The organism is Burkholderia sp. Ax-1724, from assembly GCF_011752995.1.
Taxonomy (GTDB): Bacteria; Pseudomonadota; Gammaproteobacteria; order Burkholderiales; family Burkholderiaceae; genus Paraburkholderia.
Map to the genome: position 1 here is coordinate 270,883 of NZ_VWWL01000007.1, position 20,198 is coordinate 291,080.

A 20,198-nucleotide genomic window follows, 5' to 3' on the forward strand; every position below is an offset into this window, starting at 1 on the left:
TTGATGTGGTGGTGCTTTATCGAGATTACAAGGATAGCGCGTCGGTTGGTCTTTTGCATGAATCGCGCTGGCGGGCGGCAAGCATGCTCGCGCAAGGCGGCGCGGACGAAAAAAAGCCGGCGCCTGGGAAGGGCGCCGGCTTTTTCCGGAAAACGTCGCGGCGATGGGGCGGCCGGGAGGGCTGGGTGAGATGCCCATGGCGTGCCTATGAGGTGCCGCCCAGTTGGTGCTCAGTTGCTGCCTGGGCGCCCCCCGAGATGCGCCCCCCGAGCGGCCGGCGGCCCGGCAAGCTGCCGCAGGGGCCGCCAGAATTGCAGCTTACTGCGTGATGCCCGGCACCGGTGGCAAGCCCTGGATCTGCATGCCCGGCTTGATGCCCTTCGACGCGAACCAGCCCTTGCTCATCTCGAGCGCGAACACGCCGTTGTGCGTCGGGCAATGATTGTTGGTGGTCTCGGCCTGCATCTCGTCGAGGTCGGTGATCGTGCCGTCCGCACGCATGAACGCGATCGACAGCGGAATCAGCGTGTTCTTCATCCAGAAGCAGTGGCCGGCGTTCTCGTTGAACACGAATAGCATGCCTTCGTTCGGCGCGAGATTCGTGCGATACATCAAGCCCTGTTCGCGATCCGCATCGTTGGCGGCGACGGCCGCGTCGATCACGAACATGCCGGCGGTCAGCTTGACGCGCGGAAATTCGCCAGGCTGCTTGGCGCCCGGCGGCATCTGCTGCGCATGGGCGGGGGCGGTGGTGGCCGCCAACGAGATGGCCGCGAGCGGCAGTGCAACGGCAACAGCGAAACGCGCCATCAGCGAGCGCATGGAAAATCGCACGGCAGGACTCCTTGCTCAAATTAACTCGCGCATGTTACGCGAGCGCGTGCAAAACAAAAAGGCAGATCGCCTTGCGGTGATCTGCCTTACAACGCCGTAAGAACGGCAATGAAGCGAGTTCTTGACTGCGTTTTTACAAGCAACTTACTCCGAAGCTGCCGAAGCTGCAGCGGCTGCTGCTGCCTTCTTGTGCGCCTTCTTGTGGTGAGCGTGCTTGGTGGCCTTCTTGGCTGCCGAAGCTGCTGCCGGAGCTGCGGGAGCTGCCGAAGCCGAAGCTTGTGCGAATGCTGCCGTTGCGAAGAGGCCAGCGACCAGAGCGGCGATCAGTTTGTTCATTGTGTAGATCCTCAGCTTGAGTTAATTAACCAAATGACCCGGCTTATGTAGAGTCAAGTCGGTAAACGTGCCATCCACCTTTCGGTTGACAGCCGCATCGAACAAATTTCTCGACGCGTCTGCTAGCGTTCGGACTTTCGTATTCGCCGCGCAAACGGCTTATGCAAAGGTCTTTAAGGCTGAATGCCGGATAGCTTCGGCGGCATCTGCGTCGAATAACGCGTCGCGTTGCGCAGCGGTTGACGAGAATTCGCCGGAAAATTTTCATCGCGATGGACTGCGGCGACGACCCCTTGCGACGGCATTCGCGAGCGTGCATGTTTCACGTTTCCGGGGCTGCTTCACGGCGTGGTTTCACGCCTGTTTTTATTTGCCGATACAACGGCTTAGGCCAATCGAGGCAAGCGTGAAACACTCACGATACGCATGACGTCCCCCCGTATTCGCGCATTTACACGATACCGTCCCATGGCGCGTTCGCCGGCAACTCGATGCTCTCTCCCGGCGCGAGACCCAGCGAAAAAATGTCCAGCGCACCGACACCGACGCGCACGAGGCGCAGCGTCGGAAAGCCGACCGCGGCGGTCATGCGGCGCACCTGGCGGTTCTTGCCTTCGGTGATCGCGAGTTCGATCCACGTGGTCGGGATCGCGGCGCGGTGGCGGATCGGCGGAGTGCGAGTCCATAGCGTGCTCGCCGGCTCTATATGATTCGCGCGACAGGGGCGTGTCACGTAGTCGCCGAGATCGACGCCGCGTGCAAGCTTCTTTAGCGCGACCTCGTCGATCGCGCCTTCGACCTGCGCCCAATAGCGTTTAACGAGCTTATGACGCGGCTCGGCGATACGCGCCTGCAATGCGCCGTCGTCGGTGAGAAGCAGCAGGCCTTCGCTATCGGAATCGAGCCGGCCCGCCGGATAGACGCCGGGCACCTTGACCCAGTCGGCGAGCGAGGCACGCGTTTCATGCGGCGAGAATTGACAGATGGTGCCGAACGGCTTGTTCAGGGCGAGAAGGCGCATACGGGAAAGAAGAGTCGGCGGACCAGGGCGCGGCGGCGTATCGAAACGTATCGAAGCGCGCCAATGCACGCTCATGCACGTCAACGCACGTCGCGGCAACGTCACACGATGTGCCGATCGTGCCGCGTGAAGTTTCGGCGACGGCAGCCGGCCGCATCGCGGGCGCCGGCCGTTGCGCTCAGGGTCCGGTTAGGGATGGCGCGATGATAATGCATAAACCGGCATCGCCATTCTTATGTCTTATAGAAGAGTGAGGCTCGCAGCCGCGTTCGTCCATGTTGGAAAACCCCGAGCCATGGCCGTTTCGACGCGCGCGAGGCGTGGGCTAGAATAACGGCCAGGCCGCTCGCGAGCGTCCGGCATTGCGCGGCGAGGGGCGCCCCCTTTCGCAGTCTCCCATCAGCTTTTCACAGCTTTCACTGGAGTCCGATCATGCCGTATCAGCACATCAAGGTTCCGACCGGTGGCGACAAGATCACTGTCAACGCCGATTTCTCGCTCAATGTCTCCGACCAGCCGATCATCCCGTTTATCGAGGGCGACGGCACCGGTCTGGACATCACGCCGGTCATGATCAAGGTCGTGGACGCGGCGGTCGGGAAGGCGTACGCGGGCAAGAAGAAAATCCACTGGATGGAAATCTACGCGGGCGAGAAGGCGACCAAGGTGTACGGCCCGGACGTGTGGCTGCCCGAAGAAACGCTGCAGGCGGTGAAGGAATACATCGTCTCGATCAAGGGGCCGCTCACCACGCCGGTCGGCGGCGGCATCCGCTCGCTGAACGTCGCGCTGCGCCAGGAGCTGGACCTCTATGTGTGCCTGCGGCCGGTGCAGTACTTCAAGGGCGTGCCGTCGCCGGTGCGCGAGCCCGAGAAAACCAATATGGTGATCTTCCGCGAGAACTCGGAAGACATCTACGCCGGCATCGAATGGGCGGCCGAATCGGAGCAGGCGAAGAAGGTCATCAAGTTCCTGCGCGAAGAAATGGGCGTGAAGAAGATCCGCTTCCCGGATTCGTCGGGCATCGGCATCAAGCCGGTGTCGCGCGAAGGCACCGAGCGTCTCGTGCGCAAGGCGATCCAGTATGCGATCGACAATGAGCGCCGGTCGGTCACGCTGGTGCACAAGGGCAACATCATGAAGTTCACCGAAGGCGCGTTCCGCGACTACGGCTATGCGCTCGCGCAGAAGGAATTCAACGCGGAGCTGATCGACGGCGGCCCGTGGATGAAGGTCAGGAATCCGAAGACGGGCGGCGACATCGTCGTGAAGGACGTGATTGCCGACGCGTTCCTGCAGCAGATCCTGCTGCGCCCGGCCGAATACGACGTGATCGCGACGCTGAACCTGAACGGCGACTACGTTTCGGACGCGCTCGCCGCGCAGGTCGGCGGCATCGGCATCGCGCCGGGCGCGAACCTGTCGGATTCGGTGGCGATGTTCGAGGCGACGCATGGCACCGCGCCGAAATACGCCGGTAAGGATTACGTGAATCCGGGTTCGGAAATTCTCTCGGCGGAAATGATGCTGCGCCATCTCGGCTGGTTCGAGGCGGCGGACCTGATTATCGGCTCGATGGAAAAATCGATCCTGCAAAAACGTGTCACTTACGATTTTGCGCGCTTGATGGAAGGCGCGACCCAGGTATCGTGCTCAGGATTTGGGCAGGTGATGATCGAGAATATGTAATTCATGCGCTGGAATTATCCAGCGCGCATTAATGGCTTGACTGGAATACCCCGGCGCGATTACGCGGCCGGGGTATTTTTCTGGAAATCGTATCCGGTTTTTTACGGCCGGAATATCGGCGGCGGCCGGTATCGAATGACGCTGGATTTTCAGCGCCGCTTTTCAGCATCGTTTTTTTGCATCGCTTCTCAACACCGAATCGCACCGCATAAAAAGAAACCCGGCGTGCAGCCGGGTTTCAAAAAGGACGGGGACGAACCGCCTCAGGCAGGTGCCTGAATGTTCGAAGCCTGTTTTCCTTTCGGGCCTTGCACGACTTCGAAGGTGACCTTCTGGCCTTCCTTCAGCGTCTTGAAGCCATTCATCTGGATGGCCGAGAAGTGTGCAAACAGATCCTCGCCACCCTCGTCAGGCGTGATGAATCCGAAACCCTTTGCGTCGTTAAACCATTTGACCGTACCAGTTGCCATTCCAACTTCCCCTGTTACTCATGTGACCACCACGAGCCCCTCGAAAAGCCACGACCACACGAGGCAGCCGCTCCCTCCTCACAAGCTCACCATCGGCATTTTTTCGAAATTATGGCTTGGTGAAAAAAGTGCCAGCTTGATTGTTGAGGCTCTTTATTCGAGTGTCAAGAAAATTTTGAGACGCCGTTGTCGCATTGCAAACAGGCTGCTTTCCAGGGGTTTTTCCCGCTTCCGTTATGTGCGGTTGCGCAAGCGTCGCGTCTTGAAAAGTCGCATAATCGACTCACATGCTGGACTGGGGCCGGGCCGCCGGGAGTGCCCGCGGCGCGTGCCCCCCACCGGCTCCGGCAGGTTATGCGATACTCGATCCGACCGCGGCGCAGCAACATCGCGCGGCATCACAGGATAGGGGCCGGCTCCGCAATCGGCCCGTCGACAACGCGCGGGCGCGGGCGGTCATGACGAAGTCATGACCGGCTGTCCGCAGCGAACGGGGGCATCGGCCGCTGGCCGGGTTTTGACAGGATTGCGGGCCTGTCCTAGTTGTTTAGAATGGGTGTATGGCGATTATCCCGGACAAGCAGGACGGCACCGTACTGGAGCGGCAGGAGCAGAAACTCAAGCCGCCGTCCATGTACAAGGTAGTGCTGCTGAATGACGACTTCACGCCGATGGAATTTGTCGTGATGATCGTGCAGGAATATTTCAATAAAGATCGTGAAACCGCAACGCAGGTCATGTTGAAGGTTCATCGCGAAGGCAGGGGAGTTTGTGGGGTCTATACGCGGGACATCGCGTCGACCAAAGTCGAGCAAGTCGTTACCCACGCACGGCAGGCCGGGCATCCGCTGCAGTGTGTGATGGAGGAAGCATGATTGCCCAGGAACTGGAAGTCAGCCTGCACATGGCGTTCATGGAAGCACGCCAGGCAAGGCACGAGTTCATAACGGTCGAACATCTTTTGCTCGCCCTGTTGGATAACCCGACGGCGGCGGAGGTGTTGCGTGCATGCGCGGCCAATATCGAGGATCTGCGCCAGAACCTGCGCAACTTCATTCATGACAACACGCCGACCGTGCCGGGCACGGACGACGTCGATACGCAGCCCACGCTGGGTTTCCAGCGTGTGATCCAGCGCGCGATCATGCATGTGCAGTCCACCTCGAACGGCAAGAAGGAAGTGACCGGCGCGAACGTGCTGGTCGCGATCTTCGGCGAGAAGGACTCGCATGCGGTGTACTACCTGCAGCAGCAGGGCGTCACGCGCCTGGACGTGGTCAATTTCATCTCGCACGGCATCGCCAAGACGAGCAGTTCGGACGCCGCGAAAGCGAGCGACGCGAACGCCGAGGCCGACGAGGCCGCCGCGCAGAAAGAAACGCCGCTCGCCCAGTTCACCCAGAACCTGAACCAGATGGCGAAGGACGGCCGCATCGATCCGCTGATCGGGCGCGAGTCGGAAGTCGAGCGCGTGGTACAGGTGCTGTGCCGCCGGCGCAAGAACAATCCGTTGCTGGTCGGCGAGGCGGGCGTCGGTAAAACCGCGATCGCCGAAGGGCTCGCCTGGCGCATCACGCGCGGCGAAGTGCCGGACATTCTGGCGGATGCGCAGGTGTATTCGCTCGACATGGGCGCGCTGCTTGCGGGCACCAAGTATCGCGGCGACTTCGAGCAGCGCCTGAAGACGGTGCTGAAGGAATTGAAGGAGCGTCCGCACGCGATTCTGTTCATCGACGAAATTCATACGCTGATCGGCGCGGGCGCCGCGTCGGGCGGTACGCTCGATGCCTCGAACCTGCTGAAGCCGGCGCTCTCGTCGGGCACGCTGAAGTGCATCGGCGCGACCACGTTCACCGAATATCGCGGCATCTTCGAGAAGGACGCGGCGCTGTCGCGTCGTTTCCAGAAGGTCGACGTGACCGAGCCGACCGTCGAGCAGACGGTGGCGATCCTGCGCGGGCTCAAGTCGCGCTTCGAAGAGCACCACGGTGTCAAGTATTCGTCGGGTGCGCTGTCGGCGGCGGCTGAGCTGTCGGCGCGCTTCATCACCGACCGCCACCTGCCGGACAAGGCGATCGACGTGATCGACGAAGCGGGCGCGGCGCAGCGCATTCTGCCGAAGTCGAAGCAGAAGAAGACGATCGGCAAGAACGAGATCGAGGAAATTATCTCGAAGATCGCGCGCGTGCCGGCGCAAAGCGTGTCGCAGGACGATCGCAGCAAGCTGCAGACGCTCGACCGCGACCTCAAGAGCGTGGTGTTCGGGCAGGACCCGGCCATCGACGCGCTGTCGGCCGCGATCAAGATGGCGCGCGCGGGCCTCGGCAAGCTCGACAAGCCGATCGGCGCGTTCCTGTTCTCGGGTCCGACCGGGGTCGGCAAGACGGAAGTGGCGAAGCAGCTCGCGTTCACGCTCGGCATCGAGCTGATCCGCTTCGACATGTCGGAATACATGGAGCGTCATGCGGTGAGCCGGCTGATCGGCGCGCCGCCGGGCTACGTCGGTTTCGACCAGGGCGGCCTGCTGACCGAAGCGATCACGAAGAAGCCGCATTGCGTGCTGCTGCTCGACGAAATCGAGAAGGCGCATCCGGACATCTTCAACGTGCTGCTGCAGGTGATGGACCACGGCACGCTGACCGACAACAACGGCCGCAAGGCGGACTTCCGCAACGTCATCATCATCATGACGACGAACGCGGGCGCCGAGGCGATGGGCAAGTCGGTGATCGGCTTCACGAACCGCCGCGAGGCGGGCGACGAGATGGTCGACATCAAGCGCATGTTCACGCCGGAGTTCCGTAACCGTCTGGATGCGACGATCAGCTTCCGCTCGCTCGATGAGGAAATCATCATGCGCGTGGTCGACAAGTTCCTGATGCAGCTCGAAGACCAGTTGCACGAGAAGAAGGTCGACGCGCTCTTCACCGACGCGCTGCGCAAGCACCTCGCGAAACACGGCTTCGATCCGCTGATGGGCGCGCGGCCGATGCAGCGTCTGATCCAGGACACGATCCGGCGCGCGCTCGCCGACGAATTGCTGTTCGGCAAGCTGATGAACGGCGGCCGGGTGACGGTCGACGTCGATGCCGAAGACAAGGTGCAGTTGACCTTCGACGAGCATCCGGCGCCGCGCAATCCGAATCCGGAAGCGGTGGAAGTGGAGTGATGTTGGTGAGGTCGGCGTGGCCGGTGTGGCGTCAAGCCGGCTAAACGACCAAAGGCCAGAAGCAGAACGGCGCGGGTTTTATCCCGCGCCGTTTTTTTATGCTCCGTTTACGCTCCGGTTTTCCGCTAGCCGGGTGCGCTGAAAAACGCGGCAGCCGTGTCGCACCGCGGCAATCAGGCAATCAATGCTTGCCGGTGCTGCCGAATCCGCCCGCGCCGCGCGCGCTTTCCTCGAAGTCATCGACGATATTGAACTCGGCCTGCACGACCGGCACGATCACCAGTTGCGCGAGGCGTTCCATCGGATTCAGCACGAACGTCGTTGCGCCGCGATTCCACGTCGAAATCATCAGTTGCCCCTGGTAATCGGAATCGATCAGGCCGACCAGATTGCCGAGCACGATGCCGTGCTTATGCCCGAGACCCGAGCGCGGCAGAATCAGCGCCGCATAACCGGGATCGCCGACGTGAATCGCGAGGCCGGTCGGCACCAGCGCGGTTTCGCCCGGTTTCAGCGTCAGCGGTTCGTCGAGGCAGGCGCGCAGATCGAGGCCGGCGCTGCCGGTCGTCGCGTAGGCGGGAAGCTGTTCGCGCATGCGCTCATCGAGAATCTTCAGGTCGAGTTTCATTCGGGTTCGATCGGGAATGTTGGGGTTGTCGTGGTCGTTGGGATGGACGGCGGGCAGGGGCACGGAGGTGCCGCCCGTCAAGCCGCCGGATGCGAGCCGAGCTGGAACGCCTCGGCGAGAAGTTCATAGGAGCGCAGCCGCGCGCGATAACTGCCGGCGACCGTGAGCACCATCAGTTCGTCGGCCTGGAACTGCTCCTGCAAATCCGCGAGCCGCTCGGTGACGCGCTCCGGCGTGCCGATAATGCTGCGTGGTTTTTCGCGGTCGATCACGAGCCGTTCGCGCTCGCCGTACTCCTGCGCGACGCCTTGTTCGATCGTCGGAATCGGCTCGTTCAGGCCGTGCGCCATTTGCACGCGGCGCAGATCGACGGCTTTTTCGAGGTCGGCGGCTTCCTGGTCGGTGTCGGCGCAGATCACGAAAACCGCCGCGGCGAGATACGGCTGCGACGCTTCCGCGCTCGGCTGGAAACGCTCGCGATACGCGAGCGCGACCTGTCTGCCGAAATGCGCATTGATGAAATGCGCGAACGAGAAACGAATGCCGAGCTGCGCCGCGAGCAGGCCGCCGAATTCGCTCGAACCGAGCATCCACAGTTGCGGGCGCGTATCGATTTGCGGTTGCAGCAGCACGCCTTGCGCGAGGTGATCGGCGGGGAGCGTGCCGTGCATGAGCCCGAGCAGATCGGCAACCTGCTGCGGGAAAATTTCGCCGCGATTGTAGGCGCCGGCGGCCACCGCCTGCGCGGTGCGCATATCGCCGCCCGGCGCGCGTCCGACGCCGAGGTCGATACGGTTCGGGAACAGCGCTTCGAGCATCATGAACTGCTCGGCGACCTTGAACGGACTGTAGTACGGCAGCATCACGCCGCCGGAGCCGAGGCGAATACGTTTCGTCACGCTGCCGAGGCGCGCCAGCATCACTTCGGGGCAGGGGTTCGACACGCCGCGCAGGCCGTGGTGCTCGGCGCACCAGTAGCGCGTGTAGCCGAGGTCGTCGGCGAGCTGCGCGAGTTCGACCGTGGCGGCGATGGCGTCCGCCACCGAGTGCCCGGAGATCACCGGCGTTTGATCGAGCACGGAAAGTAGCGTCATGTCAGTAGTGCTCCAGATGATTCCGGCCACGAGTCAGCGTAGTCAGCGCCGACGGCAGCCACGCGGGCTCGCCGCCGTTTGCCTTCAGCGCCCCGGGCCGGTGTCGGGCAGGCGCCCGGCGATCTCGGCGATCAGCGCGCGCGCGAGCGTCTGCTTGTCGGCGCGCGGCAGTCTGGTGGCGTTGCCTGCTTCGAACAGGATCACTTCGTTGTCGTCGAGCCCGAACGTCAGCGGGCCCAGGTTGCCGATCAGCAGCGGCACGTTCTTGCGCGCGCGCTTTTCCTCGCCGTGGACTTCGAGGTTGCCGCTTTCCGCGGCGAAACCGACCGTGAACGGCGGCTTCGGCAACTTGGCGACCGCGGCGAGGATGTCCGGATTCTCGACGAACGAGAAGCTCGGCAGCGTGCGCTCGGAGGTCTTCTTGATCTTCTGTTCGCTGACGTGATCGACGCGCCAGTCGGCCACGGCGGCGACGCCGATGAACACGTCCGCGTCGGCGACAGCCCGCATCACCGCGTCGTGCATCTGCTGCGCGGTTTGCACGTCTTCGCGGAACACGCCCCACGGCGTTTCGAGGGCGACCGGACCGGCCACCAGGTGTACCTCGGCGCCGGCCTGCTGCGCGGCGCGCGCGAGCGCGAAGCCCATCTTGCCGCTCGAACGGTTCGTGATGCCGCGCACCGGATCGAGAGGCTCGAAGGTCGGCCCGGCGGTCAGCAGCACACGGCGGCCGGCGAGGATTTTCGGCGCGAAGAACGACGCGATCGCTTCATAGGTCGCGGCTGCTTCGAGCATGCGCCCGTCGCCCACTTCGCCGCAGGCCTGCGGACCCGAATCGGGGCCGAGCACCTCGATGCCGTCCGCGCGCAGTTGCGCGACGTTGCGTTGCGTGGCCGGGTTCTGCCACATCTGCCGGTTCATCGCCGGCACGACGAGCAGCGGGCAGTCGCGCGCGACACATAGCGTCGAGAGCAGATCGTCGGCCATGCCGTGCGCGAGTTTGGCGAGGAAGTCGGTCGAGGCGGGCGCGATCACGATCGCGTCGGCTTCGCGCGACAGATCGATGTGCGCCATGTTGTTCGGCACGCGACCGTCCCACTGGCTCGTGTAGACGGGCCGGCCCGAGAGCGCCTGCATCGTGACGGGAGTGATGAACTGGGTGGCCGCTTCGGTCATGACGACCTGCACGGTCGCGCCCGCCTTGGTCAGCAGACGCGTGAGTTCGGCGATCTTGTAGCAGGCGATGCCGCCCGTCATGCCGAGGACGAGGTGTTTGCCTGCGAGTTCTGCGGTTGCCAACGAAAGCCTCCGACAAAGCATGATGGCGCCCGGCGGCGCAAGGGCGCGGTGGTGTTACCCGTCACCCGTTGCCGCTGCCGTGCGTTTCAAACCCGACGCGCCGCGCGGCCGTGCCTCGCGTCGGTGGCGTCAGCGTGATGAACCGCGCACGCGCCGTAGCTCGTCGATCACGAGCAGGATCGCGCCGATCGTGATCGCGCTGTCGGCGAGATTGAACGCCGGCCAGTGCCAGCCGCCCACGTGGAAATCGAGAAAGTCGATCACGTGGCCGTAGGCGAGCCGGTCGATCACGTTGCCGAGCGCGCCGCCGAGAATCAGCGCGAGCGCCGTGCAGAACATTTTCTGCCCGCTATGCCGCTTGAGCAGATAGCAGATCACGAGCGCGGCGACCACGCCGAGCGCGGTGAACGCCCAGCGCTGCCAGCCGCCCGCCATCGCGAGGAAGCTGAACGCGGCGCCGCGGTTGTACACGAGGATCAGGTTGAAAAACGGCGTGATCTCGTGCGGCACACCGTAGGCGAACACCTTGCGGACCGCGATTTTCGTCAACTGGTCGAACAGGATGACGATCAGCGCGATGCCGAGCCAAGGGGCCAGCGAGCCGCTTCGGGCCGATGTTTTCGAGATGCTTCCCGCCATTATGCCGCGCTCCTCGTTTCGCCATTGCCGAACAGATTGCTGAAGCAGCGGCCGCACAGCGACGGATGCTCGGCGATCGTGCCGACGTCCGGGCGATAGTGCCAGCAGCGCTCGCACTTCAGATACTTCGAGGCGATCACCTCGACGCTTTCGTCCGCTTCGCTGTCCACCTTCACGACCTTCGCCGCCGACGTGATCAGCACGAACTTGAGGTCTTCGCCGAGGCTCGCGAGCGCGTCGTAACGCGCGCCGCTCGCGCGGATTTCGACTTCGGCCTGCAGCGACGAGCCGATCAGGTTCGCCACGCGGGCCTCTTCGAGCGCCTTCGTCACGTCGCCGCGCGCGGCGCGCAGCAGCGTCCACTTGTCGAGCAGCGCACCCGCGTCCGGCATGGCCGGGAACGCGTGGTAGGTCTCGGTGAAGATGGTTTCGCTATCCGGCTGGAACACCTTCCACGCTTCTTCGGCGGTGAACGACAGGAACGGCGCCATCAGACGCAGCAGACCGTGCGCGATGTGGTAGAGCGCGGTTTGCGCCGAGCGGCGCGCGACCGAATCGGCCGCCGTGGTGTAGAGGCGGTCCTTCAGCACGTCGAGGTAGAAGCCGCCGAGGTCTTCCGAGCAGAACGTCTGCAGCTTCGCGACGACCGGGTGGAACTCGTACTTTTCGTAGTGCGCGAGGATGTCGTTCTGCAGGTTTGCCGAGAGCGCCACCGCGTAACGATCGATTTCGAGCCAGTCTTCGACCGGACGCGCGTGCTGCGCGAAGTCGAAGTCCGACAGATTCGCGAGCAGGAAGCGCAGCGTGTTGCGGATGCGGCGATAGCTTTCCGTCACGCGCTTGAGGATTTCCTCGGAGATCGCGAGTTCGCCTGAGTAGTCGGTCGAGGCGATCCACAGGCGGATGATTTCCGCGCCGAGGCGGTTCGCCACTTCATGCGGATCGATACCGTTGCCGAGCGACTTGCTCATCTTGCGGCCTTCGCCGTCGACGGTGAAGCCGTGCGTGAGCAGCGCGTTGTAGGGCGGACGGCCGTCGAGCATCGAAGCGGTCAGGAGCGACGAGTGGAACCAGCCGCGATGCTGGTCCGAGCCTTCGAGGTACAGGTCGGCCGGGAACTGCAGCTCGTCCTTGTGCGAGCCGCGCAGCACGTGCCAGTGCGTGGTGCCCGAGTCGAACCAGACGTCGAGCGTGTCGCGGTTCTTTTCGTACAGATTCGCGTCGTCGCCGAGCAGCTCGCGCGGATCGAGCGTCTGCCACGCCTCGATGCCCGCCTGCTCGACGCGCTGCGCGACCTGTTCGAGCAGTTCGAGCGTGCGCGGATGCAGCTCGCCGGTTTCCTTGTGCACGAAGAACGCCATCGGCACGCCCCATTGGCGCTGACGCGACAGCGTCCAGTCAGGGCGGTTGGCGATCATGCTGAAGAGGCGCTGCTTGCCCCACGACGGATAGAAGGCCGTGTTCTCGATGCCTTCGAGCGCGGTTTCGCGCAGCGTCTTGTCGCTGTCGTTCGGCTTCACGTCCATGCCGGCGAACCACTGCGAGGTGGCGCGATAGATGATCGGCGTCTTGTGGCGCCAGCAGTGCATGTAGCTGTGCGTGTACTTCTCGGTGCGCAGCAGCGAGCCGGCGCCTTGCAGCGCCTCGACGATCTGCGGATTGGCCGCCCAGATCGACAGGCCGCCGAACAGCGCGAGCGATTCGATGTAGCGGCCGTCGCCCATCACCGGGTTGATGATGTCCGAGTCCGACATGCCGTGCGCCTTGCACGACACGAAGTCTTCCACGCCGTAGGCGGGCGACGAGTGCACGACGCCGGTGCCGGTTTCGGTCGTCACGTAGTCGCCGAGATAGACCGGCGCGGTGCGCTTGTAAGCTGGATGCGCGGACGCGAGCGGATGGTTGAAGCGCAGATTCACGAGCTTCGCGCCCGGCGTGGTCGCGATGACGGTGCCTTCGAGGCCGTAGAGCTTGAGGCACGCCTCGACGCGTTCCTCGGCGAGGATCAGGAGGCCGCGCGGCGTGTCGACGAGCGCGTAGACGATTTCCGGGTGCAGGTTCAGCGCCTGGTTGGCAGGAATGGTCCACGGCGTGGTGGTCCAGATCACGATGCCGCCTTCGCTGAGCGGCAGCGCGGCGAGGCCGAAGGCCTGCGCGGTCTTGTCCGGCTCGGCGAAGCTGAACAGCACGTCGATGGTCGGATCGGTCTTGTCCTTGTACTCGACTTCCGCTTCGGCGAGCGCCGAGCCGCAGTCGAAACACCAGTTGACCGGCTTCAGGCCGCGGAACACATAGCCCTTTTCCATGATCTTCGCGAGCGCGCGGATTTCGCCGGCCTCGTTCGCGAAGTTCATCGTCCGGTACGGATTGTCCCAGTCGCCGAGCACGCCCAGACGGCGGAAGCCGACCTTCTGCTTCTCGATCTGCTCGGTCGCGTAGGCGCGCGCCTTCTGCATCACCTCGGCCGCCGGCAGCGACTTGCCGAACTGCTTTTCGATCTGGATTTCGATCGGCATGCCGTGGCAGTCCCAGCCCGGCACGTAGACCGCGTCGAAGCCCGCCAGATTGCGCGCCTTGACGATCATGTCCTTGAGGATCTTGTTCACCGCGTGGCCGAGGTGGATGTCGCCGTTCGCATACGGCGGGCCGTCGTGCAGGATGAACTTCTTGCGGCCTTTGGACGCGGCGCGGATCGTCTCGTAGACCTTGCGTTCCTGCCAGTCCTTGACCCATTGCGGCTCGCGTTTGGGCAGGTCGCCGCGCATCGGGAACGGCGTGTCGAGCAGGTTGACCGGGTAGCGTGACTGCGGTTTCGAATCGGCTTTCTTGTTACTCATGATGTGGATGGCGGTGAATTCGTTCTATGTGCAGCGGGGCGCGGATTGCGCACGCTGCGCGAGGAGCGTGGGACGCGCCCGGCAGGCGGCTCGCATGATGCCGATGCCCTTCGATGCGCGCGGCGACGGTTCGGGCGGGGCGGTGCGCCGGCCCGAACCGCGGCGGTTATCTAATTCGGTCGGTGGCCGACGTGGCGAACCCGGTGGAACGGCTGCCCGGCGTGCCGGCGCCAGCTGCGGCGAGCCACGCGCGCGCATTGGCGACGTCGCGCGCGATCGCGGCGGTCAGCGTTTCGAGATCGACGAATTTCTCCTCGTCGCGCAGCTTCTTCAGAAATTCGACGCGCACGAGTTTGCCATACGCGTCGCCGTGCCAGTCGAGCAGATGCACTTCGAGCAGGACGCGGCCGGAATCGTCGACGGTGGGACGCACGCCGAGGCTCGCGACGCCGGGCAGCGGTTGCTCGGCGATGCCGTGCACCTGCACGACGAAGATGCCGGCCAGCGCCGGGCGCTTGTGCGCGATCGGCAGATTGAGCGTGGGAAAGCCGAGATCGCGGCCGAGCTTCATGCCGTGCGTGACGTGGCCGCTGATCAGGTAGTCGCGGCCAAGCGCGGCGCGCGCTGCGTCGAGGTCGCCCGCGACCAGCGCCGCGCGCACGCCCGAACTCGAAATGCGCGCGCCCGACGGATCGGCGACGGTCGCCATCTGCTCGACTTCGAAGCCGTACTGCTTGCCGGCCGCCTGCAGCGAGGCGAAATCGCCGGCGCGCTTCGCGCCGTAGCGGAAGTCGTCGCCGATCATGATCCAGCGCGCGTGCAGCCCGTTGACGATGATCCGCTCGACGAACGAGTCCGGCGACTGGCTCGCGAACGTGTGATTGAAGTGCTCGACGACGACCCGGTCGACCCCGTTGGTGCGCAGCGCCTCGAGCTTGTCGCGCAGCATCGCGATGCGCGGCGGCGCGCCGGCCGGGTTGAAGAATTCGCGCGGGTGCGGCTCGAAGGTCATCACGCAGACGGGCAGGCCGCGGGCGTCGGCGGCCGCGCGCACGTGCGCGAGCAGAGCCTGGTGGCCGCGGTGGACACCGTCGAAGTTGCCGATGGTCAGCGCGCACGGCGCGCGGCTCTCGGCATTGGGAAGACCGCGGAAGACTCTCACGATAACGGGTTGCAGCGCTTGCTGCGGTGGCAATAGGGGCGCGGCCAGGGTGCCGCAAAACAAACGATTATAAACGCTTGGCGCAGCGCACGGCTGCGAGGCCGCTGTCAGGCGATTGCCGAATGATAAAATCCGCGCATGAAAAAACTCGTCATCCTGATTTCCGGACGGGGCAGCAACATGGAAGCCATCGTGCGCGCCTGCGCGAGCGAGGGCTGGCCGGCCAGGGTCGCCGCCGTGATTGCCAACCGTCCCGATGCCGCGGGGCTCGCGTTCGCGGCGTCGCATGGCATCGCCACGGCGGTGGTCGATCACCGCCAGTTTCCCGACCGCGACAGCTTCGACGCGGCGCTCGCCGAACAGATCGACGCATTCGCACCGGACCTCGTGCTGCTCGCGGGCTTCATGCGCGTGCTGACCGCGCGCTTCGTCGACCATTACGCCGGGCGCATGCTTAACGTGCATCCGTCGCTGCTGCCAAGCTTTGCGGGCCTCAAGACCCATCAGCAGGCGCTCGACGCCGGCGTGCGGTTCCACGGCGCGTCGGTGCACTTCGTCACGTCGCAGCTCGACCACGGGCCGATCGTCGCGCAGTCGGCGGTGCCGGTCGTGGCGGGCGACACCGCCGAGACGCTCGCCGCACGCGTGCTGACCACCGAACACATCATTTATCCGCGCGCGGCGCGCTGGTTCGTCGAAGGGCGTCTTGCTCTCGACGGCCTGCGCGTCACGCTTACGCCGCCGGAGCCTCAATGGCTCTTTGCCGGTCACCCCGCCGGAGAGGGCGCATGAGATTGCATGGTTTCCTGATTGGTCAAACTGAAACGCTGCTGGCCGAAGTGCTGCGGCTCAACGGTCCCGCCGACGCCACCACGAGCCGGTTTTTCCGCGCGCATCCGAAGCTCGGGCACGCCGAGCGCGGCGTGATCGCCGAGGCGGTGTTCGCGGTGCTGCGCCGCCGGATGGAGTTCGCGCATCTGGCCGAAAGCGGCACCGGCAACCCCGCGCGCCGCATGGCGCTGCTCGGCCTGATGCAGACGGTCGGGCGCAACGCGCTCAAGCCGTTCGTCAGCGAAGCCGAGGCGACGTGGCTCGAACACGTGTCGAGGATCGACCCGGAGAGCCTGCCGCTGCGGATTCGCCTGAATCTGCCCGACTGGATCTGCCAGGCGCTCGGCCCGCAGTTCGAGGGCGCCGAGCTGGCGCAACTGGCCGCCGCGCTGAACTACCCGGCGCCGCTCGATTTGCGTGCGAATCCGGTCAAGGCGAGCCGCGACGACGTGCTGGGCGCGCTGTCGAAGGCCGGCATCGAGGCGGGCGCCACGCCGTTCGCGCCGCTCGGCGTGCGCGTGGTCGGCAAGCCGGCGCTGATGAAGCTCGACGCGTTCCAGCAGGGCTGGCTCGAAGTGCAGGACGAGGGTAGCCAGTTGCTGTGCTCGCTGGTCGCGCCGCGGCGCGGCGAGATGATCGTCGATTTCTGCGCGGGCGCCGGCGGCAAGACGCTCGCGCTCGGCGCGGCGATGCGCTCGACTGGCCGGCTCTACGCGTTCGACATCTCCGAGCGGCGTCTCGCCAAGCTGAAGCCGCGCCTTGCGCGCAGCGGCCTGTCGAACGTGAACCCGGTGCTGATCGACAGCGAACACGACGCGAAGATCAAGCGCCTCGCCGGCAAGATCGACCGCGTGCTCGTCGACGCTCCGTGCAGCGGCCTCGGCACGCTGCGCCGCAACCCGGACCTGAAGTGGCGCCAGTCGCCGGAGTCGATTGCCGAGCTGGCGCCGAAGCAGGCGTCGATTCTCGCGAGCGCGGCGCGTCTCGTGAAGAAGGGCGGCCGGCTCGTCTATGCGACCTGCTCGATTCTCGAAGCGGAAAACGAGGCGATCGTGCAGCAGTTCCTCGCCGATCATCCCGATTTCGCGCTGGTGCCCGTGCGCGACGTGCTCGCCGAGCAGCGCATCGAGCTCGACATGGACGATTACCTGAAGCTGTGGCCGCACCGTCACGCCACCGACGGCTTCTTCGCCGCCGTGCTGGAGCGCCAGAGCTAGGCGCGTCCGGCTTTTTGCCGGCGTGCGCGGGCTGCCTTGCAGTCGCGGCGCGCCGGCGCTTTCGGCGAGATCATGCAGACGAGTCTTTTTTTCCATCGCTTCAGCGACATCGCGCACGACTTCGGTCAGCCCGTGATGTTGTGGCAGGTCGGCATCCTGCTCGCGACGCTGCTCGTCGCGTGGCTGCTTGCGCGCACGCTGCGCCGCCGCCTCGGCGGCCCGCGGCATCCGCGCTACCAGACCCTGCGCTTCGGCATGGAAAGCCTGAACCGCGCGGCCTTTCCGCTGCTCGGCGCGGCGCTCGTGTGGCTCGCGCGGGCGATCGCCGGCCAGTTCATGCACACCGCGCTGCTCGATCTGGCGCTGGTGCCGCTTGCCGGCATCGGCCTCATCTACATCGTGTTCTTCTTCGCGCGCCGCGTCTTCAGCCGCGACGGCGGCGTGCATCCGTGGCTTTTCCTCGTCGAGAAGACCGTCTCGGTGGTGGTCTGGATCGGCATGGTGCTCACACTGATGGGCATCCAGGACGAGGTGATCGCGTGGATGGGCAGCGTGCGGTTCCGCGTCGCCAACGCGCACATGACGCTGCTCTCGCTCGTGACCGGCCTGCTGTGGGTCGGCATCACGATGATCGTCGCGATGTGGCTCGGCTCGACGTTCGAAGACCGCCTGATGCGCTCGAAAACGCTCGACGCGAACCTGAAGGTCGTGGTCGCGCGCGTCGGCCGGGCGGCTTTCGTGCTGGCGGCGATCCTGATCAGCCTGTCGATCGTCGGCATCGACATCACCGTGCTCGGCGTGTTCGGTGGCGCGCTCGGGGTCGGGCTCGGCTTCGGCATGCAGAAGATCGCGAGCAACTACGTGTCGGGCTTCATCATCCTGCTCGACCGGTCGTTGCGGATCGGCGACACGATCAGCACGGGCGGCCTGCAAGGCATGGTCACGCAGATCCGCACGCGCTACACCGTCGTGCGCGGGCTCGACGGCATCGAAACGCTGATTCCGAACGAAAAGCTCATTACCGACGTGGTGCAGAACCAGTCGTCGTACCTGACGCGCGGCTATGCCAAGGCGGCCGTGCAGATCGCCTATACGTCCGACGTCGAGCAGGCCATGGCGCTACTCGTCCAGGCCGCCGACGACGTGCCGCGCGTCTTGCGCGAGCCGGTGCCGACGCCGTATCTGGTGGGCTTCGGCCCCGACGGCATCAATCTCGAACTGGGTTTCTGGATCGCCGACGCGGCGACCGGCACGGGGGGCGTGCGCTCGACGATCAACCGCAACATCTGGCGCCTGTTCTCCGAACACGACATCTCGATTCCGCTCGCGCAACGCGAAGTGCGGATCGTCGGACCGGCGGGCGGCGCTATGCCGCATCCGGTAACTATGACCGGCCCCGGCGCGGCGCCTGCTGCCGCGTCCGCTTCCTTGCCCGAGGCCGCGCTCGGGCCGATGGACGGCGCCCCGAGCGACGTTCGCTGACGGGATCGACGCCCCGCCGCGCCGCCCGAAACGGTCCGCAGCGGCCGTTATGATATTGATATCACACAAAAAATCCCTATTTGTTACAAACACTTGGGATGCTTCAAGTAGAATATCGTGCTATCCCGCTGTATGCTTTCACTTTCTTGACACACGCAATGCGTGTGCTCCGTATCTCTCGTTCTGCAGGTAACTTACCTTGTTGAATTCTTTGCTCGATTTTCTTGCTCACGGCCTGTTGCATTTCTCGTGGTGGCAACTCGTCGTGTACACGCTCATCGTGACGCACATCACGATTATCGGCGTGACCGTCTATCTGCATCGCTGCCAGGCGCATCGCGCGTTGGAGCTGCATCCCATCGCGAGTCATTTTTTCCGCTTCTGGCTGTGGATGACCACCGGCATGCTGACCGGCCAGTGGGCCGCGATTCACCGCAAACACCACGCGAAGTGCGAGACCGAGGAAGATCCGCACAGCCCGCAAACGCGCGGTATCTGGAAGGTGCTGCTCGAAGGCGCCGAGCTGTATCGCACCGAAGCGAAAAACGAAGAAACGATGCGCAAGTTCAGCCACGGCACGCCGAGCGACTGGATGGAGCGCAACGTCTACACGAAGTACCCGATTCTCGGCGTGAGCCTGATGATGGTGATCAACGTCGCGCTGTTCGGCGTCGTCGGCCTGACGATCTGGGCCGTGCAGATGATCTGGATTCCGTTCTGGGCTGCCGGCGTGGTCAACGGCCTCGCGCACTTCTGGGGCTATCGCAACTTCAATTCGTCGGATGCGAGCACCAACATCTTCCCGTGGGGCATCATCATCGGCGGCGAAGAGCTGCACAACAATCATCATACGTATGCGACGTCGGCCAAGCTGTCGAACAAATGGTACGAGTTCGACATCGGCTGGATGTACATCCGCATCATGTCGGCGTTCCGTCTTGCCAAGGTGAAGAAGGTCGCGCCCACGCCGCGTCTGACCACCGGCAAGCTCGTGCTCGACCAGGACACGCTGCAGGCCGTGCTCGCGAACCGCTACGAAGTGATGGCGCGCTACGGCAAGGCGCTCAAGCGCGCGTACCGCCAGGAGCTTGCGCATCTGAAGGATGTCGGCTCGCGCGAGAAGTATCAGTTGATGCGCGGTGCGCGTAGCTGGTTCCACAAGGAAGAGGCTGGGCTGAACGAGCCGCAGAAGCGCCAGCTGCCGCAAATCTTCGCCAACAGCCAGAAGCTCAAGACCTACATCGATATGCGCAACGAACTCGCGTCGATGTGGGAACGCTCCAACGCATCGCGCGAACAACTGCTCGCGCAATTGCAGGACTGGTGCCATCGCGCCGAGCAGAGCGGCATCAAGGCGCTGCACGATTTCGCGACGCGACTGCGTCGCTATGCTTGAGCGCGAAAAAATCCATTAAAATTTCAGAACGTCACAAAACCCCGCGTTGGCGGGGTTTTTCTTTTTGGCGTCGTGGAAAGCCGTCGCGACTGTA

18 protein-coding genes are annotated in these 20,198 nt (G+C 64.3%); 8 read left to right on the forward strand and 10 right to left on the reverse strand.

From position 1 onward, the window contains the following. Window positions 1–318: 318 nt before the first annotated feature. From F3J19_RS11715 to F3J19_RS11725, 3 genes are all read right to left on the reverse strand, one after another. Window positions 319–834 (reverse strand): DUF192 domain-containing protein, encoded by a 516-nt coding sequence (locus tag F3J19_RS11715; RefSeq protein WP_167041096.1) that lies wholly within the window; start codon window positions 832–834, stop codon window positions 319–321. 144 nt (window positions 835–978) lie between these two features. Then, window positions 979–1,170 (reverse strand): hypothetical protein, encoded by a 192-nt coding sequence (locus F3J19_RS11720; RefSeq protein ID WP_167041100.1) that lies wholly within the window; start codon window positions 1,168–1,170, stop codon window positions 979–981. Between the two features lie 451 nt (window positions 1,171–1,621). After that, complete coding sequence (locus tag F3J19_RS11725) at window positions 1,622–2,191, reverse strand: pseudouridine synthase (protein WP_167041103.1); 570 nt, start codon at window positions 2,189–2,191, stop codon at window positions 1,622–1,624. 432 nt (window positions 2,192–2,623) lie between these two features. Between F3J19_RS11725 and icd the strand changes: the two genes are divergently transcribed. Both icd and F3J19_RS11735 read left to right on the forward strand, forming a co-directional pair. After that, window positions 2,624–3,880, forward strand: a complete 1,257-nt coding sequence (icd, locus tag F3J19_RS11730; protein ID WP_167041106.1) for an NADP-dependent isocitrate dehydrogenase — start codon at window positions 2,624–2,626, stop codon at window positions 3,878–3,880. A 3-nt stretch (window positions 3,881–3,883) separates the two neighbouring features. Beyond that, on the forward strand, window positions 3,884–4,159 hold the full coding sequence (locus F3J19_RS11735) for a hypothetical protein (RefSeq protein WP_167041109.1): 276 nt from the start codon (window positions 3,884–3,886) through the stop codon (window positions 4,157–4,159). Here F3J19_RS11735 and F3J19_RS11740 read toward each other — a convergent pair. Next, window positions 4,144–4,350: a cold-shock protein gene (locus tag F3J19_RS11740; RefSeq protein ID WP_007180614.1), complete on the reverse strand. Its 207-nt coding sequence runs from the start codon at window positions 4,348–4,350 to the stop codon at window positions 4,144–4,146. The two genes, F3J19_RS11735 and F3J19_RS11740, sit on opposite strands and share 16 nt — an antisense overlap. A 560-nt stretch (window positions 4,351–4,910) precedes the next feature. On the opposite strand from F3J19_RS11740, the gene clpS reads away from it, so the two are divergent. Both clpS and clpA read left to right on the forward strand, forming a co-directional pair. Beyond that, window positions 4,911–5,225 carry an ATP-dependent Clp protease adapter ClpS gene (gene clpS, locus F3J19_RS11745; RefSeq protein WP_008919570.1) on the forward strand — a complete coding sequence of 105 codons (315 nt, stop codon included), beginning with the start codon at window positions 4,911–4,913 and terminating at the stop codon, window positions 5,223–5,225. Continuing rightward, a complete protein-coding gene (clpA, locus tag F3J19_RS11750; protein WP_167041112.1) occupies window positions 5,222–7,519 on the forward strand; it encodes an ATP-dependent Clp protease ATP-binding subunit ClpA in 2,298 nt (765 codons plus the stop codon). Before clpS ends, clpA begins: the two co-directional genes overlap by 4 nt. Before the next feature lie 181 nt (window positions 7,520–7,700). Here clpA and dut read toward each other — a convergent pair whose 3' ends face one another. The 6 genes from dut to F3J19_RS11780 all read right to left on the reverse strand — a co-directional run bounded on the left by dut (window position 7,701) and on the right by F3J19_RS11780 (window position 15,178). After that, window positions 7,701–8,147, reverse strand: a complete 447-nt coding sequence (dut, locus tag F3J19_RS11755) for a dUTP diphosphatase (RefSeq protein ID WP_167041115.1) — start codon at window positions 8,145–8,147, stop codon at window positions 7,701–7,703. A gap of 77 nt (window positions 8,148–8,224) precedes the next feature. Further along, the gene (locus F3J19_RS11760; protein WP_167041118.1) at window positions 8,225–9,241 is read right to left on the reverse strand and encodes an LLM class flavin-dependent oxidoreductase; all 1,017 of its coding nucleotides are present in this window, start codon (window positions 9,239–9,241) and stop codon (window positions 8,225–8,227) included. A gap of 84 nt (window positions 9,242–9,325) precedes the next feature. Next, window positions 9,326–10,540, reverse strand: coding sequence for a bifunctional phosphopantothenoylcysteine decarboxylase/phosphopantothenate--cysteine ligase CoaBC (gene coaBC, locus F3J19_RS11765; RefSeq protein ID WP_167041122.1), 1,215 nt, complete (start codon window positions 10,538–10,540; stop codon window positions 9,326–9,328). Window positions 10,541–10,669: 129 nt separating this feature from the next. Further along, a complete protein-coding gene (gene lspA / locus F3J19_RS11770; RefSeq protein ID WP_167041125.1) occupies window positions 10,670–11,179 on the reverse strand; it encodes a signal peptidase II in 510 nt (169 codons plus the stop codon). Continuing rightward, a complete protein-coding gene (gene ileS, locus F3J19_RS11775; RefSeq protein WP_167041128.1) occupies window positions 11,179–14,016 on the reverse strand; it encodes an isoleucine--tRNA ligase in 2,838 nt (945 codons plus the stop codon). The genes lspA and ileS overlap by 1 nt, the downstream gene beginning before the upstream one ends. 166 nt (window positions 14,017–14,182) lie before the next feature. Next, window positions 14,183–15,178 (reverse strand): bifunctional riboflavin kinase/FAD synthetase, encoded by a 996-nt coding sequence (locus F3J19_RS11780; RefSeq protein WP_167041131.1) that lies wholly within the window; start codon window positions 15,176–15,178, stop codon window positions 14,183–14,185. A gap of 138 nt (window positions 15,179–15,316) precedes the next feature. Here F3J19_RS11780 and purN point away from each other — a divergent pair, with 138 nt between their 5' ends. The 4 genes from purN to F3J19_RS11800 all read left to right on the forward strand — a co-directional run bounded on the left by purN (window position 15,317) and on the right by F3J19_RS11800 (window position 20,104). Continuing rightward, complete coding sequence (gene purN, locus F3J19_RS11785; RefSeq protein WP_167041134.1) at window positions 15,317–15,970, forward strand: phosphoribosylglycinamide formyltransferase; 654 nt, start codon at window positions 15,317–15,319, stop codon at window positions 15,968–15,970. After that, entirely contained in the window at window positions 15,967–17,226 is a 1,260-nt protein-coding gene (locus tag F3J19_RS11790; RefSeq protein WP_167041137.1) for an RsmB/NOP family class I SAM-dependent RNA methyltransferase, read from the forward strand. Before purN ends, F3J19_RS11790 begins: the two co-directional genes overlap by 4 nt. A gap of 72 nt (window positions 17,227–17,298) precedes the next feature. Continuing rightward, complete coding sequence (locus F3J19_RS11795) at window positions 17,299–18,708, forward strand: mechanosensitive ion channel domain-containing protein (RefSeq protein ID WP_167041140.1); 1,410 nt, start codon at window positions 17,299–17,301, stop codon at window positions 18,706–18,708. A gap of 199 nt (window positions 18,709–18,907) precedes the next feature. Then, window positions 18,908–20,104 (forward strand): acyl-CoA desaturase, encoded by a 1,197-nt coding sequence (locus F3J19_RS11800; protein ID WP_167041143.1) that lies wholly within the window; start codon window positions 18,908–18,910, stop codon window positions 20,102–20,104. Window positions 20,105–20,198 lie beyond the last annotated feature (94 nt).

Bases quoted from the DNA above. Each gene is read 5' to 3' on its own strand.
- purN (WP_167041134.1), top strand. From the start codon at position 15,317: ATGAAAAAACTCGTCATCCTGATTTCCGGACGGGGCAGCAACATGGAA.
- clpS (WP_008919570.1), top strand. From the start codon at position 4,911: ATGGCGATTATCCCGGACAAGCAGGACGGCACCGTACTGGAGCGGCAG.
- dut (WP_167041115.1), bottom strand. From the start codon at position 8,147: ATGAAACTCGACCTGAAGATTCTCGATGAGCGCATGCGCGAACAGCTT.
- F3J19_RS11740 (WP_007180614.1), bottom strand. From the start codon at position 4,350: ATGGCAACTGGTACGGTCAAATGGTTTAACGACGCAAAGGGTTTCGGA.
- F3J19_RS11790 (WP_167041137.1), top strand. From the start codon at position 15,967: ATGAGATTGCATGGTTTCCTGATTGGTCAAACTGAAACGCTGCTGGCC.
- F3J19_RS11720 (WP_167041100.1), bottom strand. From the start codon at position 1,170: ATGAACAAACTGATCGCCGCTCTGGTCGCTGGCCTCTTCGCAACGGCA.
- icd (WP_167041106.1), top strand. From the start codon at position 2,624: ATGCCGTATCAGCACATCAAGGTTCCGACCGGTGGCGACAAGATCACT.
- F3J19_RS11760 (WP_167041118.1), bottom strand. From the start codon at position 9,241: ATGACGCTACTTTCCGTGCTCGATCAAACGCCGGTGATCTCCGGGCAC.
- F3J19_RS11795 (WP_167041140.1), top strand. From the start codon at position 17,299: ATGCAGACGAGTCTTTTTTTCCATCGCTTCAGCGACATCGCGCACGAC.
- ileS (WP_167041128.1), bottom strand. From the start codon at position 14,016: ATGAGTAACAAGAAAGCCGATTCGAAACCGCAGTCACGCTACCCGGTC.
- lspA (WP_167041125.1), bottom strand. From the start codon at position 11,179: ATGGCGGGAAGCATCTCGAAAACATCGGCCCGAAGCGGCTCGCTGGCC.
- F3J19_RS11735 (WP_167041109.1), top strand. From the start codon at position 3,884: ATGCGCTGGAATTATCCAGCGCGCATTAATGGCTTGACTGGAATACCC.
- F3J19_RS11725 (WP_167041103.1), bottom strand. From the start codon at position 2,191: ATGCGCCTTCTCGCCCTGAACAAGCCGTTCGGCACCATCTGTCAATTC.
- clpA (WP_167041112.1), top strand. From the start codon at position 5,222: ATGATTGCCCAGGAACTGGAAGTCAGCCTGCACATGGCGTTCATGGAA.